This window comes from Candidatus Poribacteria bacterium (assembly GCA_028820845.1).
Taxonomy (GTDB): domain Bacteria; phylum Poribacteria; class WGA-4E; order WGA-4E; family WGA-3G; genus WGA-3G.
Map to the genome: position 1 here is coordinate 21,894 of JAPPII010000031.1, position 16,375 is coordinate 38,268.

Annotated in this window: 20 protein-coding genes and 1 pseudogene; 17 read left to right on the top strand and 4 right to left on the bottom strand. The window is 47.7% G+C overall.

Going from position 1 to position 16,375, the window contains the following annotated elements; translation table 11 throughout:
- Window positions 1-968: 968 nt before the first annotated feature.
- From OXN25_07610 to OXN25_07630, 5 genes and pseudogenes are all read left to right on the top strand, one after another.
- A complete protein-coding gene (locus tag OXN25_07610; GenBank protein MDE0424717.1) occupies window positions 969-1,766 on the top strand; it encodes a LamG domain-containing protein in 798 nt (265 codons plus the stop codon).
- Between the two features lie 10 nt (window positions 1,767-1,776).
- A complete protein-coding gene (locus OXN25_07615; protein MDE0424718.1) occupies window positions 1,777-2,556 on the top strand; it encodes a carboxypeptidase regulatory-like domain-containing protein in 780 nt (259 codons plus the stop codon).
- An 18-nt stretch (window positions 2,557-2,574) separates the two neighbouring features.
- A pseudogene (locus OXN25_07620) lies at window positions 2,575-2,883 on the top strand (redoxin domain-containing protein).
- Complete coding sequence (locus tag OXN25_07625; protein ID MDE0424719.1) at window positions 2,883-4,001, top strand: DUF362 domain-containing protein; 1,119 nt, start codon at window positions 2,883-2,885, stop codon at window positions 3,999-4,001. The pseudogene OXN25_07620 and the gene OXN25_07625 overlap by 1 nt, the downstream one beginning before the upstream one ends.
- Before the next feature lies 1 nt (window position 4,002).
- Entirely contained in the window at window positions 4,003-4,245 is a 243-nt protein-coding gene (locus tag OXN25_07630) for a hypothetical protein (protein MDE0424720.1), read from the top strand.
- Window positions 4,246-4,394: 149 nt separating this feature from the next.
- Here the strand turns inward: OXN25_07630 and OXN25_07635 are convergent, their stop codons facing one another.
- On the bottom strand, window positions 4,395-4,976 hold the full coding sequence (locus tag OXN25_07635) for a hypothetical protein (protein MDE0424721.1): 582 nt from the start codon (window positions 4,974-4,976) through the stop codon (window positions 4,395-4,397).
- Between the two features lie 143 nt (window positions 4,977-5,119).
- Between OXN25_07635 and OXN25_07640 the strand changes: the two genes are divergently transcribed.
- From OXN25_07640 to OXN25_07695, 12 genes are all read left to right on the top strand, one after another.
- Entirely contained in the window at window positions 5,120-5,422 is a 303-nt protein-coding gene (locus OXN25_07640) for a Dabb family protein (protein ID MDE0424722.1), read from the top strand.
- Window positions 5,423-5,550: 128 nt separating this feature from the next.
- Window positions 5,551-6,939, top strand: a complete 1,389-nt coding sequence (locus OXN25_07645; protein MDE0424723.1) for a sulfatase — start codon at window positions 5,551-5,553, stop codon at window positions 6,937-6,939.
- Window positions 6,940-6,953: 14 nt separating this feature from the next.
- Window positions 6,954-7,241 carry a type II toxin-antitoxin system HigB family toxin gene (locus tag OXN25_07650; protein MDE0424724.1) on the top strand — a complete coding sequence of 96 codons (288 nt, stop codon included), beginning with the start codon at window positions 6,954-6,956 and terminating at the stop codon, window positions 7,239-7,241.
- Window positions 7,238-7,636: a transcriptional regulator gene (locus OXN25_07655; protein MDE0424725.1), complete on the top strand. Its 399-nt coding sequence runs from the start codon at window positions 7,238-7,240 to the stop codon at window positions 7,634-7,636. Before OXN25_07650 ends, OXN25_07655 begins: the two co-directional genes overlap by 4 nt.
- A 27-nt stretch (window positions 7,637-7,663) precedes the next feature.
- The gene (locus tag OXN25_07660; protein ID MDE0424726.1) at window positions 7,664-9,493 is read left to right on the top strand and encodes an MBL fold metallo-hydrolase; all 1,830 of its coding nucleotides are present in this window, start codon (window positions 7,664-7,666) and stop codon (window positions 9,491-9,493) included.
- 6 nt (window positions 9,494-9,499) lie between these two features.
- A complete protein-coding gene (locus tag OXN25_07665; protein ID MDE0424727.1) occupies window positions 9,500-9,919 on the top strand; it encodes a VOC family protein in 420 nt (139 codons plus the stop codon).
- 8 nt (window positions 9,920-9,927) lie between these two features.
- Window positions 9,928-10,812 carry a phytanoyl-CoA dioxygenase family protein gene (locus OXN25_07670; GenBank protein MDE0424728.1) on the top strand — a complete coding sequence of 295 codons (885 nt, stop codon included), beginning with the start codon at window positions 9,928-9,930 and terminating at the stop codon, window positions 10,810-10,812.
- Window positions 10,805-11,296: a hypothetical protein gene (locus OXN25_07675; GenBank protein ID MDE0424729.1), complete on the top strand. Its 492-nt coding sequence runs from the start codon at window positions 10,805-10,807 to the stop codon at window positions 11,294-11,296. The genes OXN25_07670 and OXN25_07675 overlap by 8 nt, the downstream gene beginning before the upstream one ends.
- Window positions 11,297-11,577: 281 nt before the next feature.
- Window positions 11,578-11,829 (top strand): hypothetical protein, encoded by a 252-nt coding sequence (locus OXN25_07680; GenBank protein ID MDE0424730.1) that lies wholly within the window; start codon window positions 11,578-11,580, stop codon window positions 11,827-11,829.
- 8 nt (window positions 11,830-11,837) lie between these two features.
- On the top strand, window positions 11,838-12,212 hold the full coding sequence (locus OXN25_07685) for a type II toxin-antitoxin system PemK/MazF family toxin (GenBank protein MDE0424731.1): 375 nt from the start codon (window positions 11,838-11,840) through the stop codon (window positions 12,210-12,212).
- Between the two features lie 58 nt (window positions 12,213-12,270).
- A complete protein-coding gene (locus tag OXN25_07690) occupies window positions 12,271-13,464 on the top strand; it encodes a hypothetical protein (GenBank protein ID MDE0424732.1) in 1,194 nt (397 codons plus the stop codon).
- A gap of 4 nt (window positions 13,465-13,468) precedes the next feature.
- Window positions 13,469-14,644, top strand: coding sequence for a hypothetical protein (locus tag OXN25_07695; protein MDE0424733.1), 1,176 nt, complete (start codon window positions 13,469-13,471; stop codon window positions 14,642-14,644).
- A 17-nt stretch (window positions 14,645-14,661) separates the two neighbouring features.
- On the opposite strand, the gene OXN25_07700 is transcribed toward OXN25_07695, so the two are convergent.
- The 3 genes from OXN25_07700 to OXN25_07710 all read right to left on the bottom strand — a co-directional run bounded on the left by OXN25_07700 (window position 14,662) and on the right by OXN25_07710 (window position 16,365).
- Entirely contained in the window at window positions 14,662-14,883 is a 222-nt protein-coding gene (locus OXN25_07700) for a hypothetical protein (protein ID MDE0424734.1), read from the bottom strand.
- 1 nt (window position 14,884) lies between these two features.
- Window positions 14,885-15,361, bottom strand: a complete 477-nt coding sequence (locus tag OXN25_07705) for a type II toxin-antitoxin system VapC family toxin (GenBank protein MDE0424735.1) — start codon at window positions 15,359-15,361, stop codon at window positions 14,885-14,887.
- A 341-nt stretch (window positions 15,362-15,702) separates the two neighbouring features.
- On the bottom strand, window positions 15,703-16,365 hold the full coding sequence (locus tag OXN25_07710) for an ankyrin repeat domain-containing protein (GenBank protein ID MDE0424736.1): 663 nt from the start codon (window positions 16,363-16,365) through the stop codon (window positions 15,703-15,705).
- Between the last annotated feature and the right edge of the window lie 10 nt (window positions 16,366-16,375).

Sequence of the window (16,375 nt, forward strand, 5' to 3'; positions counted from 1 at the left end):
TCAATCTGCGGAAATTCACATCAATCCTAAACGCTACCATCAACAACCTTGCCAATATATCACTAATAGTCTGTCACATCTAAACTGACAGGTCGTTCGTAGTAGGGAAACCATTCATTGCCCGTTTCTGACGTGCGATAAATCGCACTACTACGAACTGGGGTTTCCCATCATTTGAAAGTTGACAGAACACTAATAGTCTGTCACATCTAAACTGAGAGGCAGTTTGTAGTAGGGAAACCATTCATTGCCCGTTCCTGACGTGCGATAAATCGCACTACTACGAACCGGGGTTTCCCCATCATTTGAAGGTTGACAGACTACTAATCACTAAAAATCGATTTTTCACTTGACATCAGTTGGTAAAAATAGTATAATATAGTATAAGATTTTCCAAAGAGGTGAATATTGTATCAATCTACAAAGTGCTGGCGCGGAAACCGACACAAGTGTTTTCAGCGGACTATAGAAGTTTCTTATTAACTGCTGATCGCTGACCGCTAACGAAAAAATGTTACACTTTTCGCCAAATTAATTTTTTCAGAAGAAAAAATTAAACATCAACAAACCCTTACGGCCACTATGTTATTTAACGTTACACGCTACACACCAAATGTTACACTGGTGTAACATTTTTAAGGTGGATCACCTGAAAAACATCCTGCTAAGTTAACACCATATTCACGTTTGTATAATCCTATAAAACCTCATTCTGACAATGCGCCGCCAAAACATTTACACACCCTCAACTAATGTTCCATTTGACAGGTGCGTATTATACGTGGTATACTATAAAACAAAAATGTGCATTCGATATTTCAGCCACTCGTAACTGCCCGTTTTCGTGCGAGCTGGTACGAGAATTGTTCGATTTCGTGCAAAATCTCACGTTTGAGAAAGAAAAATAGATGGCACAGAAATTGCTTATCTGTAGTGTGAACTGACAGCGATTTTGAGGAGGAACTGTAATGTTTGTATTTAATAGTGTACGCGTAACGCTCGCAAGTTTTATAACGGTCTTTTTGTTGATAGCACTGCCGACCCTCGCCGAGATTGACCCGGAAAATATTATGGGGATGTGGCTTTTTGACGAGGGGAAAGGCGGCGTTGCCGTCGATTCGTCAGATCAAGGAAACGATGGCGAAATTCACGGCGCGAAATGGGTAGACGGAAAATTCGGCAAGGCACTCGAATTGGATGGTGTTGACAATTGGGTTGAGGTGCCGCATTCGCAAACCGTCGGCTTCAAAGCAGGCGTATCATTTACAATCACCCTCCATTACAAAGGCACGAAAGTGGGTGGCGCACTCGTTGGAAAGAACTATGAAGATACATCACAAGCACTCCCCTGGTATTTACTCTGGGACAATGGCACCAACAATAAGGTAACGCTCTATCTGCGTGATAGTGCCTCAACGAGTTTCCGAGCAGATGGCACAACCGTTATTGGCGACGACAAATGGCACTTCATCGTGGGTCGCGCCGATGCCGACACAGGTAAATCCTCAATATGGATAGATGGCACAATGGAAGCCGAAGCAGATTTTAACGAAAAAGACGGTTATGGCACCAGTGATGGCGTGTTCCACATCGGACGGCATTATGAACGGTTTACTGCTGGCATCATTGACGATGTCGCCCTCTTTAACGTCGCTTTATCAGAAGAAGATATGGAAGCCATCATGAACAATGGCGTTGAAACCGCTGCCGCAGTTGACCCTGTAAACAAATTGGCGACGACGTGGAGCAGAATTAAACGCCAATAGAGGAAAAACAATGAAACAGATACACGTATGTCTCGCTTTAGCACTCCTGCTATTCGCGGGATTGAATTGCGGGACAGAAAACCCCGTTGAGGAAACAGTAGACCCCGCCACGGTCGAAACACCGACAGGCATATTACGTGGAGAGGTACAATCCATTGAAGGCGTAGCGATTCAGGTACGTTTACTAAAAGACGGACAACTCTTGACGCAAACTGAGACCGAGGCAACCTACGAACTTGGATCGCTTGAAGCCGGGAATTATACTTTGCAAATATCAGCGAAAGGCTACGAAACCACAGAGATTAATGTCACAGCCATCGCTGGACAAACTGTTTCCGTAGATAAGGTAACACTTGTGGCGTTGGCGACTCCCGTCTCACACCTACGCGGAATGCTAACCGATGTAGCAAGCGGCGCGCCGATCTCCGACGTACATCTCCAACTCACCGATAAAACCGGTAAAACCTACGAAGCACTCACGACAGCAGCGGGCGTTTTTACCTTTGAAAATCTCCCTGTGGAACAAGCCTTCACTTTGAAAATTGAACACGCGGATTACGAAAACACCGAAGTGGCTGTGCAACCGATATCTGAAGCTGAGACGTTTGAACTCGACCTCAAACTCATCCCGCTGCCGGAAGTAGAGGAATTGGATCCCGGTCAAGGTCTGAGCATTGGAAGCCAAGCACCCGATTTTGAATTACCTGATGGCAACGGCAAACTGCACACGCTCGGCGATTATATCGGCAATACAAACGTAATGATCGGCTTCTTCCGCGGTGTCTGGTGACCCTTCTGTAGAGATCAACTCGTTGAGTTGCAAAAGAACTATGCAGCGATTCAAGCCGCTGGTGCAGAAGTCATCGCAATCAGTTCTGATGGCGAAGCCGCAACTAAGCAAAACGCTCAAAACCAAGGGGTCAAGTTCCCGCTCTTGTCCGATCCAGACGTGACGACCATTTCTGACTATAACGTCGTCGATCTCTTCAATCCGAGAATAGCTCGTACGTCCTACTATGTTCTCAAGCAGGATGGAACCATCACTTGGAAGTCCATTCACAATAAGGCTGATAAAGTCCCAGTGGCACAAATCCTCCAAGAATTAGGTAAACTTTGATGAAACCTCACGATCTCGTTATCGCAAATATCATCGCCGACAGCCAAGAGGTGAAACACGACCGAGACAAACTGAACCGCCGAGAGTTCTTAAGGCTCGCTGCAGGTGTTGGCAGCATTGGTACGCTCAGCACGCTCCCAGCACTTGCCCAGACCCGCAGCGGACAATTACAACCTGAAAACACACAGACAATTCCGCTCACCCCAGTCGTTGAAGCAGTCGGTAAAGAGGTCTGGAAAGACGACCAACTCGATGAAGATGCAGCGAGTGAACTGGTCGATCAGGCGATGATGAAACTCACCGGACGTTCCTCTGCTAAAGAGGCATGGCGGGATATCGTCCTCCCTGATGATATTGTCGGCATAAAAATCAACCCGCTCGGTGGTCCCGAACTTAGCACACACGCCATCATCGTTGACAAAATCGTTGAGGGATTATACAGTGCAGGTGTCCTCCGCAAACAGGTTATCATCTGGGATCGGTTTGAAGAGCACCTCTTGAACGCCGGTTACCCGATCAGACGAGATGATACTGAGGTCCGAACCGTCGCTTCCGACACGGAAGGGATTGGATACGACGATGAGGTGTTCTATGAGAGCGAAAAGGACAGTATCACGCGTCGAGAGAACGGGAGCACTTTTTCTCGATACTCCCGAATCGTCACCGAGATGGTCGATGTGCTGATTAACGTTCCCGTTTTGAAACACCATGAAATGGCAGGAATAAGCGGATGTTTAAAGAATCTGGCGTTCGGGAGTGTTGATAACACACGCAGATTTCACGGTAAACCGCTTTACTGCAATCCAGCGATCGGTGAGATTCTGGAACATAAGGTGATCCGAGAGAAACTGGTTCTCAACATTGTTGACGGCTTAGCCGCATCATTCGACAAAGGACCTACCTATCACGCTGAAAGTACGTGGAAATATGGAACGCTTTTTGTGAGTGCAGATCCTGTCATCCTCGATGTCCTGGTTCTCCAGACCGTTAACCAAAAACGCGAGGAAATGGAGTTAGACTCTGTGTCTAAATTTTCCAATCATATCAGTACAGCAAGCGCGCTCGGTTTAGGTACAAATACACTTGATCAAGCGGATCTTCAGAGCATTGAGGTGTAAAATGAAATATAAACGAGTGAGTCTATTTTCCATACTGATTCTCTTCTGTGTTGCAGCTGTGTTTTCAGGGTGCACTGTGTCCTTCACGCAGAACGACAGTCTCCAGCTCAGTTTATCAGAACCAACAGAGAAAACAATGTCGATTGTCGCTGAATTTGAAGCGAGCGAAGTGGATAATGTCGCCGGTGATGTAACCCAACAAGCCGGAAGCGTCTGTGCGGGTGGGGCATGTATTATCTATTAGCGCGCTCTAAAGGGTTAATGGTTGTCGGTACAGAACTTTTGTGGCATGCAAACACTAAGCATCTACAAGGAAGTTTAACCGACAACCAATAACCCAGGGAATGCCATGCGGCATTCATACCGTTGATTATAACCAACAACTGATCCCTGTTAATCCGCCTTAATTTCACCCCAAGTCGTTGTTAGATTCCCTTCTGGGTCCACAGGAAGTACAGTCTCTTCAAGGAAAATAGTCCACATGAGGACTGGATCCCCGATGACTTCGTCAATACCGAGCAACTCGACTGTTCCATCGTAGGGTTCATTGGATTTGTAGATAAAGTACTCGGTTGGCGCATGCGGTGCGTCAAGCATCAGTATTTCGCCTGTATCGGTATACCCGTCTGTAAACCAGCCTTTCGGGTCTTGCCCGCGGTCTTCCGGACGTGTGTGTCGGCTATCCCAAGCTTGATAGACGTACGCCGGTCGGTCGATGTTAAACGTCAACTGATAGTCCTGTCCGCCCGGGCAGTCCGCTGACGTGGAAACCTGCGTGAATCCGAGAAACTCTTTCGGGATATGCGTAATCGTATAGTCGCGATCGTGGAAAAATTTTCCGCCTTCCTCTAACTCGACGGCTTTATAGATACCCCCTTTATTGTCCTCTATCTCCGTTACCACCACTTGCTGCGCGAATACAGTTAACGAAGTCGCGATGAACAAAACAGCTACACAAACATAAGCACGTCTCATCTTTGATATTCCTCCGTAATTTCGTTTGCAAACCTCGTGGAAAACTTGAAAAAAAACAACATTTATGTCATACTTATTGATTATACAACAATTTTCTTCAATTTACCAAAACAAATTTTCGCTACAGAAACAAGGAAACCATAATGGTTGAACACATCGTCTTACTGAAACTAAAATTGGAGGTTACCGAAGCGCAGTTGGAGACCTTGTCCGATGCCCTCTTAGGAATGGCTGACGAAATTCCGGGTATTGAATCCATAACTGCTGGCACAAACAACAGTCCTGAAGGGAAAAGTCAAGGGTATACGTACGGTTTTATCGTCCGTTTTACAGACGAAGCGGCACGCGATGCCTATCTACCACATCCTTTTCACCGTCAGATAGCAAGCGAACATATTCGTCCGCTCGTTGAGGATGTTCTCGTTTTCGATTACTCGGTTTTTTAAATTAGCACCAAGTGTCGTTCAAGTGCCCTGGGCGGGGGTACGGTTCGCCACGCGCCGTTGTTGCGTGGCTGCTGGCACTGGCCAAGATTTAAGAGACACTTCATTTCTTATCCCGTGGAGGTTAATAGATGAGTTGGAACATAGTAGTGGTTGTTTCGGATACACTGCGAACAGCATATCTCAGTCCTTATGGCAACGATTGGATTCATACACCGAATTTGGCACAGTTTGCCGAACAGAGCGTCAGATTTACAAACGCGCATCCGGAATGTTTACCGACAATCCCGACGCGCCGTACACTACATACCGGTAGACGTGCCTATCCCTTCAGCACTTATACACCCGTGCCGTGGGACAACGTTTATACCCCCGGCTGGCAACCCATGTCTGCTGACGAACCCGCAATCGCTGAATCACTTGTCCGAAACGGGTATCACACCGGCTTCTTTGCCGATGTCCCGCACTATTTCGTGCCGGGTATGAACTTTACGCGAGGCTTCCAGCAGTGGGAATTCGTCCGGGGTCAAGCCGAGGATAGGTATCGGGGCGCTGCACACGCTGATCCCGCGCTCATCTCTCGTTACCGTGGAAATCCAGAACGCATTCGCGCCCATATTGTGAACGTCCAACCCGAACGTCCGGAGGAGACGTGGCACGCCGCGAGGTTATTCCGCTCCGCCATCGAATTCGTCGAACACAACCATAAAAATACGCCATTTTATCTCTATGTCGATAGTTTCACACCGCACGAGACATGGGAAGCACCCATCCACTACTACGATCTCTACGGCAAACGCGAAGATCGCGAGCCTATCTGTCTCAATCTTCCCTACGGTTCACTCAACGATAAGGAACTTGAAGATAGACTCCCAAGCGTTAAAGCCAATTACGCCGGTTTGGTAACGCTCGTGGATACATGGTTCGGAAAATTGGTGGATACCATTGATCGTCTTGGATTGCGCGAGAACACACTCATCATTTTCCTTGCAGACCATGGGACAAACTTTGCAGAGAATCCAGACAAAGCCACAGGAAAACCCGCTAACTTCATGTATCCGGGCACAATGGATATTCCGATGATGGTTAGCCATCCGTCAGGTGTCAATGCCGGTACGACCTGCGATGAATTCGTCTATACGCTCGATGTGCCTGCTACTGTGATGGCAGCCAGCCAAGTTGAACCTGCCGGTGAAATACAAGGGCAGAACCTATTATCACTCGTAGAAGGAAAAAACGGCTGGGAATCTCGTGAGTACCTCACCTGTCGCTATGTCAACTCCGTTTGGTATAAAGACGCGAGGAGCTGGTATTTCTCCAGCGTTGACTTCCAGGACGATGTCCGACTGTTTGACCTTGAGGCAGATGTAGCGTGTCAACACAATATCGTTGACCAAGGTGCTGATCGGATCGCGCTTGCGAAAGAGCGGATTTTAGCCGATGCGAATGGACACTTGCCGCACTACAAACGACAAGGTAGAACGGATGCCCTCGGCAGACCGCAATTCGCAGAGGCGTAACCTTTGGAAAAAGGATGCACGTTATTAGCAAAAAGGCACTGCGCGAATTCTGGGAAAAACATCCTAACAGTCAAACGCCGCTTAGGCGTTGGTTCACACTTATCACCAAGAGTTCGTTTGGAAATTTTATTGAATTGCGCGCAGTGTTTCCAAGCGTAGATTTTGTTGACAATTTGGCTGTGTTTAACATCGGCGGCAATAAATATCGATTGATTGTCTCCATTCATTTCAATCGCGGAAAAGTCTATGTTCGCCATGTGCTAACACATGATGAATATAACAGAGGAGAATGGAAAACATGAGCGTTATTGCAGAAGATATTCAGATACACTGGCGTATCGTTCAACCTCTCTTTTCGATTCGTGATGAAAAAGAATATGATAAAGCTATTGCCACATTAGACGCGTTGATTGATGAAGTGGGGACCGACGAGCAACACCCACTTTATGAACTCCTTGATACACTCGGCACAATTGTCGACGCCTACGAGGAGAAACATCATCCAATCCCTGAGTGTAGTGGTGTTGAAGTGCTTAAGTTTTTAATGGAAGAACACCAACTTGAACCCTCAGACCTGCCTGCACTCGGTTCTCCTGATGCTGTCAAGGAGATTCTTAAAGGTGAACGGGATTTGACAGTCACGCACATTCACACTTTAGCAGAGACTTTTAAAGTCTCACCGGCAGTGTTTCTATGAGATCGGTTCCGAGAATGAGGATACCCAATGGAGACCCAATTTTCCCAACTTAGCTATCACCTATACGTCCATCACGGACATGTCAACACAGGCATTCTCCGCGACGGAAATCGGGCACTCCTCATTGACCCAAGTGGTACAACCCTCCACACGACACTCACAGAACTCGGTATCACCGGTATTGATCAGGTGCTTTTCACTCACCACCATCGTGATAACACATCAGGGTTTTCGATACCTGATAACACCCGTGTCGGCATCCCAGCGAAAGAGGCGGCGTGGTTCAGCGAGGTCAAGACTTTTTGGAACGATCCGCAATACCGATGGCACCTCTACAACTACCATCCACACAATCTCATGCTCGCCAACGCCATCCGTGTAGCCGATACATACATCGAAGGGACAGAGATTCAGTGGGGGGCAGCCTCATTGAAAGTCCTTGAGACACCCGGACATACTGATGGAAGTGTCACCTACCTTATCGCTGTTGACGGTGAACGTTTCGCGTTCTCTGGCGATCTCATTTACGACGAAGGGCAATTGTGGGAACTCTACAGTTTGCAAAAGGGACAACAGACGAGCGATTATCACGGGTTTCTCGGCGCGAGAAATGAACTAACGGAGAGCCTTGAAAAGATTCGCGACGCATCGCCGACAGCACTCATTCCGACACACGGCGTTGTTATGAGAGATCCCGATAAGGCAATTGACGTACTTCTTCATCGATTAGCAGACTGCTACGATAGATACGTCGCGATTTCCGCACTTCGGCACTACTTTCCGAAACTCTTTAGTGAGTTCGAGGGACGCACCGGACACATGCCTATCCGAGAAGGTAAGCCGCCTCCCGAATTTTTGCGTCACTTCGGGACGACGTGGCTCATCATCTCCGAAACCGGCGAGGCGTTCGTGATGGATTGCGGTTCACCGAATGTCATCAAACAGATCCAGCAGTTGCAAACAGGTGGCGACATTTCAGAGGTCACACAGTTTTGGGTAACGCACTATCACGATGACCATGTTGACGCTATTCCCGAATTCCAAGCGACTTTTCCTTGTGAAACGATAACAGATTCAGTCGTCGCAGAGGTTATCACAAATCCAATAGGATTCCGCCTCCCCTGCATTTCACCTGCCGTCACGCGAGTTGATCGCATCACCCACGACGGCGATGCGTGGCAGTGGAACGAGTTCACGATGACCGCCTACCATTTTCCGGGACAGACCTATTATCACGCCGGTCTACTCGTTGAGGGACACGGCGTACGGATGTTCTTTGGTGGTGACTCCTTCACAATGTCGGGAATTGACGACTACTGTTCCGGCAACCGGAACCTACTCGGTGAGGATGTCGGCTATGAAAAATGTATACGCCTGATTCAGCAACTCAAACCCACGCATATTTTCAACTGCCATGTCAATCCTGCGTTCGATTTTACTGATGCCGAAATTGAATGTATGTTGGACACACTCGCTGAACGTGAAAAATGCTACACTGTCCTCTTTCCGTGGGACCATGCCAACTACGGTATGGACGAACATTGGGTCCGCTGCTATCCTTATGAACAGGAAATCACACCCGGGGAAACGGCACAGTTACGCGTGGAGATAACGAACCACTCATCTGAACCGCGTACAGCAACTGCTCAACCGATGCTGCCGCCAGCGTGGGATGTGGGAATTGACCCTGCACACACAACTATCCCACCGAAAACAGATGGACACATCGACTTCTCAATTCCGATTCCACGGCACTGTGAAGCATTGGGAAGAATTGTCATCCCCGTAGACCTCACTTATAACGCGCGTCCGCTCGGTCAATTCCGAGAAGCAATCTTCGTTCTTGTAGGAGGTTAAAAATCTGTGCTAAATTTATCGCATCCGACTATTGACATCGCTATTACCTGTAGCAATTTCAGCGAATCGCTGGACTTCTATCACAACAAGTTGGGACTTGAGATTGTATTGGAATTGGAGATTCCAGAGGCTCTCGCGCGCGACGTAGGGCTCGCACCGACAGGCTTTCGTCAGGTGCGTCTTAAGGCAGGCAACACACTCATAAAACTGATGGACATCGAATCATCACCACCGACACCGACAGGCGCATTCTCCGCAGGTGTCCGTTGGCTCACCTTTTTCGTTAACGATATTCAACAGACCATTGAAAACCTAAAACAGAAGGGTGTCGAATTCTTATCCGAACCCATAAGCGCGCCTGATGCGGTAGGTGTCGCATGCGCAAAGGATCCAGACGGCATCCTGATTGAACTCGTCGAAATATAAGATAGATTATGAAAGTACTAACTGACTCTCAAATCCACGATTTTAACGAAAACGGCTATCTGTTACTTGAAGGTGCCCTTGCACCCGACGATTTAAATCCACTCATTGCCGAGTTTGAAGAAATTGTCGATACCGGCGCAGCAGAACTGTATGCTGCAGGTGAAATCGACTCCGAATTCAAAACAGAAGGCTTTGATACGCGTTTGGCAAAAATTACGGCACAATCTTCGACTGTGTTTCAGAAAGTGTTCAGCGGTGCACACACAGGTCCAGCACTCTTCGACCTACTCATCAATCCAAAACTGCTGGACATTGCCGAATCGCTTGTCGGACCCGAGATTATGTGTCATCCGGCATACCGAGTGCGTCCGAAACTCCCTGAACACGATCGCACGCTCGTCCCATGGCATCAGGACGCGGGTTATATGGAGCCTAAATGTGACTCGGTTTTACAACTCACAATCTGGATTCCGTTGATAGATGCGACTGTTGAAAACGGATGCATGGAAGTCATCCCGCACGCTCATCGGGACGGCGTGTTCCGACATCGTCATTCTGAACGTTTTTATCTTGAAATACCGGATGATGCATTACCCGAAGTCAATCCGGTTGTGGTTCCTGTCAAGTTCGGCAGTGTCCTCCTGCTTACCAACCTCACCCCCCATCGCTCCATTCCAAACGTTAGCCATCAGGTTCGATGGAGTGTAGATTCGCGCTATCAGGACGCTGCGAAACCGACCGGTTATCAACCGGAAGCAGGTTTTCTCGCACGGAGCAAAAGACATCCAGAAGACGTTGTCACCACACCTGAAGAATTTAAACGCATTCGCGACGAACATCAACCCGGACCGGGTCCAAATCGCTGGGCAAAGAAGGAGGCAAACGATGCGTAATTTTCAAATATTGGTTCCCTTTCTCATCATCTTGAGTCTATTGATGAGCGGAGCCACACCGCCAACGGAAGAGCAAAAACCAAAGGAAGTTGAACTCCGAGGAAATATTGTCTGCTTAGCGGAAGAGATGCACGCGCACTACAATGTCGAACTCTTTAAAACCCATCCGCATTTATATGGGGTCAAGACGGAGGCAGGCAAATACTACACGCTTTTGCGTACATCGTTAGCTGAGGCATTCTTTGTTGACGAGCGACTGCATGAGAAAGACTTAATCATTAACGGGCGCGTCTTTCCAAATACGCAACTGCTGGAGGTTATCCGATTCTCTTCCATTAAGGATGGCGTTGTACATGAGCTCTACTACTACTGCGATACGTGCTACATCCGCGCCGTTGCACCGGGGGATTGCGACTGTTGCCAAGCACCGGTTGTACTCATTGAGAAGCCGCTAAATGTCGATTCAATAATACCGTCGCCGTAGGCAGATTCTTGTGCCGCATTATTATAAAATTTACGGACTGGAAGTCCATGTCCTCAGGTGAGGGAGGAAAGTCCGTCCTTGTCAAAGTTCGTAAGTTTGGATACTATCCATTGACCGCTGAAAGCACAATGACCTGAACACCAACAATCAACCGAAAACCGAAAAATATTGCGTTTTCCTTCAGAATTGTGATATTGTTATACTACAACACAAGTTGCGACATATTTATTCTCACTGCAAAACAATAGCACGCCGCCAGAGGATGGGAAAGGGGCTAACTCATGAAAAAATCGAATTGTCCACCCGCGAAAATTACAAGCAAGGAGCCAAAACTCGACCTATGGAGCGATAAGGTTGAAACACCAAACAGCAACATTCCACCCAAGAAAGAACGGCGGGGACCCGTGCCGCCTCCGAATTATACATTAGAGGAACTCTTAGCTAAAGTACCAGAACCTACAACCAGAGAACCAGAACCCTGTGCCTCCGCTGAAGTCAATACGGGACCGCCAGTAGGCAAAGAAGTATGGTGAGATTAACTATGTACGTTCCACGACATGGTGACGTAGTGTGGATTGACTTCAATCCACAAGCAGGACACGAGCAAGCAAAAGAGCGTCCGGCCCTTGTCGTATCTGAAGAACTCTACAATCGCAGATTGTGGTTGGCGATCATGTGTCCCATTACAACGAGTCGGAAGCCTTATCGTGTAGACCTTGATGTGTCAATCCCCCCAGGGGTAGAAATTCGCAACAGGGATAATACCGGTATTCTTGAACTCACCGGAGTCATCCAAGCCGATCACATTAAGAGTCTGGATTGGTGGGAAAGACGCGCCAAGTACGCAGGTGACATGCCAGATGCAACGATAATTCAAGTTTTGCAAATAGTTGGAAAACTTGTAAAAATTTGGTGATGCTTTTGTTCGGATTGCAGAAAGAGCACTGAATCACTATGAAGTCCAAGGGGGAAGAATGACCACACGTCCTAAAATCGCAGCGATTGCGACGATCTATCACAAATACGCACATGCGCAGCACATCGTCGACCGATTCTTGGAAGGCTACGGGTGGAACAGCCGACACCACTATCCGTCGATGGATCTCGTCTCCCTCCACGTCGAACAGATCAACGACAATGACCTCAGCCGCGACCGGTTGGAGCGTTTCCCATCCGTAAAGGGGTATCCGACAATAGCGGAAGCACTCACCCTTGGCGGCGAGGAATTGGCTGTTGACGGTGTGCTACTCATTGGTGAACACGGTGAATATCCAACCAACGAAAAAGGACAACGCCTCTATCCGCGCTATGAGCATTTCAAGCAGATGGCTGAAGTGTTTGAACGGAGTGGGCGCGGGGTGCCAGCCTTCAATGATAAACACCTCTCATGGAATTGGGAGTGGGCGAGAGAGATGTACGACATCTCTCAAAACATGGACTTCGCATTCATGGCAGGTTCCTCACTACCGGTTACGTGGCGCACGCCGTCTATCGACATGCCGCTTGGTGTATCGGTATCCGAAGCGGTATGCGTTGGTTACGGTGGCGTGGATAGTTACGATTTCCACGCCCTGGAGACTTTACAGTGTATGGTGGAACGGCGCGAAGGCGGCGAGAGCGGTGTCAAATGGCTGCAGGCATACCGCGGCGATGCGTTCTGGGAAGCACACCACACTGAACGCTGGTCACGTGAACTTTTTGAGAGTGCACTCTGTCGGAGCCATACACTTACACCTTCGCGTCCCGGTTTTAACAATCCGTTTCCAAATATCGACGAATTGAAGGAGATTGTGAAAGATCCGATCGCCTATCAATATGAACACAACGATGGCTTGAAATCTACGATGATTCTGATGAACGGATTGGTGCAGGACTTCAACTTTGCCGCCTATATCGGGTCGGACGATGAGATCCTTTCAACACAGATGTATCTCCCGATGCCGCCCGCACGGACGACGTTGGCGAACTTCTTTTCGCCACTGGTTCACAACATCGAACAGATGTTCCTGACAGGCGAAGCGACCTATCCGGTTGAACGGACGCTATTGACAACGGGACTCGTCGCAGCAGGCGTTGACAGCCTCTTTGCCGAAGGCACACGACAGGAGACACTCCATTTAGACATCGCCTATCAATCCACCGAAACGTCAACCTTTTGGAGGACCTAAGCGCATGAAACGCATTGCAGTTATTGCTACGATTTATCGTTATCTATCGCACGCGCAACACTTCGCCGACCGGTTTCTCGTCGGCTACCCAACCGAGGGTAGATGGCACCGTCCGAATATGAAAGTTGTCTCTCTGTTTGTTGACCAGAAACCAGAAGGCGATCAGAGCCTTGACCGTGCCAGAGAATTCGGTTTCTCCGTCTATCCTACGATTGCTGAAGCACTCCGATGTGGGGGTGATGAACTTGCGGTGGATGCCGTGCTACTCATCGGTGAACACGGCGAATATCCACGCAATGAGAAAGATCAAGTCCTCTATCCACGGTATGAATTCTTCAAAGCGTGCGTCAAGGTTTTTGAGGAAGATGGACGTGCCGTGCCTATCTACAACGATAAACATCTCTCCTACAGCTTTGAGAAAGCAAAAGAGATGGTGGACGATGGACATCGTCTCGTTTTTGGGGTTTTGGCAGGTTCATCGTTGCCCGTCACGTGGCGGTTGCCGGATGTTGAATTGCCCTTGGAATGTGAAATAGAAGAGGCACTTATGGTAGGCGTTGGCGGTTCGGATCCGATGGACTATCACGCCTTGGAGGCGATGCAGTGTATGGTAGAACGCCGAAAGGGCGGCGAAACTGGAGTCGCTGCGGTGCAGTTGATTGAGGGTGACGCTGTCTGGGAGGCGGGGAAAGACAGACGCTGGTCTATAGAATTATTGGAAGCAGCACTTTCGAGAAGTGATACGCCGTGTGGTTTAACAGATGAAGACGGCAGAACGCAGGATATGATTGCTAATGGCGAAATCTACCGACTCGTTGAAAATCCGTCTGCCTATTTTATTGAATATAACGACGGTTTGAAGGCGACGCTTCTGATGCTCAACGGTGCAGTCCGAGATTACTGCTTCGCTGCACAACTGAAGGACAAATCGGTGCCGGTGTCCACGCAGTTTTTCTTAACGCCGACGCCGAATGTCACTTATTCGGCGTGTCTGATTGCCAAGATTGAGGAGCTCTTTGAAACGGGTATTGCGCCCTATACCGCGGAACGGACGTTATTGGTGAGCGGTGCATTGGAGAGTTGTCTAACCTCTCGCCTTGAGGGACATGTCCGTTTAGAGACGCCACATCTTAACGTTGTGTATAGCGCGCCTGCGGAATCACAGCATGCACGGCGTTGATTGACTTTGCAGTTTTCTTAATCCGCGGCTTCAGTCTTTAAAGGTTCAGGTTTATCATTCGAAGACTCGACGAACTTATATTTGCCAGACTTCCGCAATTCCTTCTCTATTTCTCGGTGATAAGCAATTAACCGTTCGAGATCATGTCCACATTCTGCAGAGATTTTATGGCGTATTTCGCGAACCTCCTTAACGACCTCGCTCATTTCTTCGTTATTGATGAGGTGAGCATTCTTCATTTTAGATTGTCCCTTCTAAATAATTCAGAGGCGTTGTTAATAAGGGCATCGGTAATCCCAATTCACGATTAATCTGCGTAATGAAATCAAATTTGTTCGGGTTAGCAATATGTGCTAAATTCCATGTGAGTAATGCGTCAATTTTATGAAACGAGGCAATTGCAAGGTGAAGCGCGTCTCCAAGCGGATCTTGAGGCATTATTAACTTATCAATATAGACTTGTGCAATTCGCTGAATCTCGTTGGTACTAGCGAACAGTTCAACACCTTCAAGTAACTTAAGCCGCTCTTGCGTTACTTTGCTTCTCGCTCGCCTAAGTTCGGTAGCGACAGCAATACTGGAAGTCAGAATAAATTGATTTGCATATTCCTCCCACCACTGCCGAGTTAACCGTTGTCGAGCGAGCGAGCCTGCGTCCATTCGCAACGTGTAGTAGGCACTCGGAATTGTCGTCTCAATGTAGATACGTTTCTGCATTCGTGTCCGAACTGTGTCTCATGAAGCAAGGTTGTTAAGCACGACGTTTGCCAATAAGCAAACCAACAAAGTTATTATATCATGCAAAAACCCAATTGTCAAAAACAATTAGCAGTATTTCAAAGATATCGAAACCTATGTTTCATTGAATGCAAAGACAGTTTCAAAGCAAAGCTGCTGATGCTCAACTTTGCCGTTTCAGTTTTTACACATTCCTGCTATTGTTCTCTACTGCACGATGTAGTGAAGTTTTACCCATTTCATCCTTGCAATACCTTCACTGTCCCCGAAGCATCTTTCTCGATTCCAATGTGCCAGGGCGTGTTGCCGGTTCTTTATATTCAATGAGGGTCGCCATCATTCTTTTTAAAAAATTGCGGCGTGTTGCCAGCAAGGTTCTTTATATTCACATTTGCGCCATTGTTAGACAATACTTCCGCTGTCTTATATGCATTTAAAAACGCTGCAACGTGTAGCGGTGTATCACCTACATCATTTTTTGCGTTGACATTCGCGCCGTATTTGATTAACATTTCTGCAGTTTTATAGTTATTCTGCTGTGCTGCAATATGTAGCGGTGTATCGCCCCCATTATCCTTGGTGTTGACCTCTGTCCCATTTTTGAGCAATACCTCCGCAACTTCGCACGTATTGTACAGTGCTGCAATATGTAGCGGTGTATCACCTACATCATCTTTTGCGTTGACATTCGCGCCGTACTTGATTAACATTTTCGCTTCTTTATAATTATTGTGCCGTGCTGCGTAGTGTAGTTGTGTTTCTCCTTCCCAGTCCTTATAGTTTACCAATATTTTTGCTGTCTCTTGAGCGTTTTTATTTTCCGCTATTTGTAATGGCGTATTACCATATTCATCTTTTGCGTTTATATCGGCACCATGGTCCAGTAATATTTCTGCCGTATCAAAGGCATTGTTGCGTGCCGCGGCGTGTAAAGGGGCATTTCCATATTTATCTTTTGCTTCTATATCGGCTCCATGGTCCAATAAGATGACT

Excerpts from the sequence above, each read along its gene's own strand:
- OXN25_07610 (MDE0424717.1), top strand. The coding sequence starts at position 969 with ATGTTTGTATTTAATAGTGTACGCGTAACGCTCGCAAGTTTTATAACG.
- OXN25_07615 (MDE0424718.1), top strand. The coding sequence starts at position 1,777 with ATGAAACAGATACACGTATGTCTCGCTTTAGCACTCCTGCTATTCGCG.
- OXN25_07625 (MDE0424719.1), top strand. The coding sequence starts at position 2,883 with ATGAAACCTCACGATCTCGTTATCGCAAATATCATCGCCGACAGCCAA.
- OXN25_07630 (MDE0424720.1), top strand. The coding sequence starts at position 4,003 with ATGAAATATAAACGAGTGAGTCTATTTTCCATACTGATTCTCTTCTGT.
- OXN25_07635 (MDE0424721.1), bottom strand. The coding sequence starts at position 4,976 with ATGAGACGTGCTTATGTTTGTGTAGCTGTTTTGTTCATCGCGACTTCG.
- OXN25_07640 (MDE0424722.1), top strand. The coding sequence starts at position 5,120 with ATGGTTGAACACATCGTCTTACTGAAACTAAAATTGGAGGTTACCGAA.
- OXN25_07645 (MDE0424723.1), top strand. The coding sequence starts at position 5,551 with ATGAGTTGGAACATAGTAGTGGTTGTTTCGGATACACTGCGAACAGCA.
- OXN25_07650 (MDE0424724.1), top strand. The coding sequence starts at position 6,954 with ATGCACGTTATTAGCAAAAAGGCACTGCGCGAATTCTGGGAAAAACAT.
- OXN25_07655 (MDE0424725.1), top strand. The coding sequence starts at position 7,238 with ATGAGCGTTATTGCAGAAGATATTCAGATACACTGGCGTATCGTTCAA.
- OXN25_07660 (MDE0424726.1), top strand. The coding sequence starts at position 7,664 with ATGGAGACCCAATTTTCCCAACTTAGCTATCACCTATACGTCCATCAC.
- OXN25_07670 (MDE0424728.1), top strand. The coding sequence starts at position 9,928 with ATGAAAGTACTAACTGACTCTCAAATCCACGATTTTAACGAAAACGGC.
- OXN25_07675 (MDE0424729.1), top strand. The coding sequence starts at position 10,805 with ATGCGTAATTTTCAAATATTGGTTCCCTTTCTCATCATCTTGAGTCTA.
- OXN25_07680 (MDE0424730.1), top strand. The coding sequence starts at position 11,578 with ATGAAAAAATCGAATTGTCCACCCGCGAAAATTACAAGCAAGGAGCCA.
- OXN25_07685 (MDE0424731.1), top strand. The coding sequence starts at position 11,838 with ATGTACGTTCCACGACATGGTGACGTAGTGTGGATTGACTTCAATCCA.
- OXN25_07690 (MDE0424732.1), top strand. The coding sequence starts at position 12,271 with ATGACCACACGTCCTAAAATCGCAGCGATTGCGACGATCTATCACAAA.
- OXN25_07695 (MDE0424733.1), top strand. The coding sequence starts at position 13,469 with ATGAAACGCATTGCAGTTATTGCTACGATTTATCGTTATCTATCGCAC.
- OXN25_07700 (MDE0424734.1), bottom strand. The coding sequence starts at position 14,883 with ATGAAGAATGCTCACCTCATCAATAACGAAGAAATGAGCGAGGTCGTT.
- OXN25_07705 (MDE0424735.1), bottom strand. The coding sequence starts at position 15,361 with ATGCAGAAACGTATCTACATTGAGACGACAATTCCGAGTGCCTACTAC.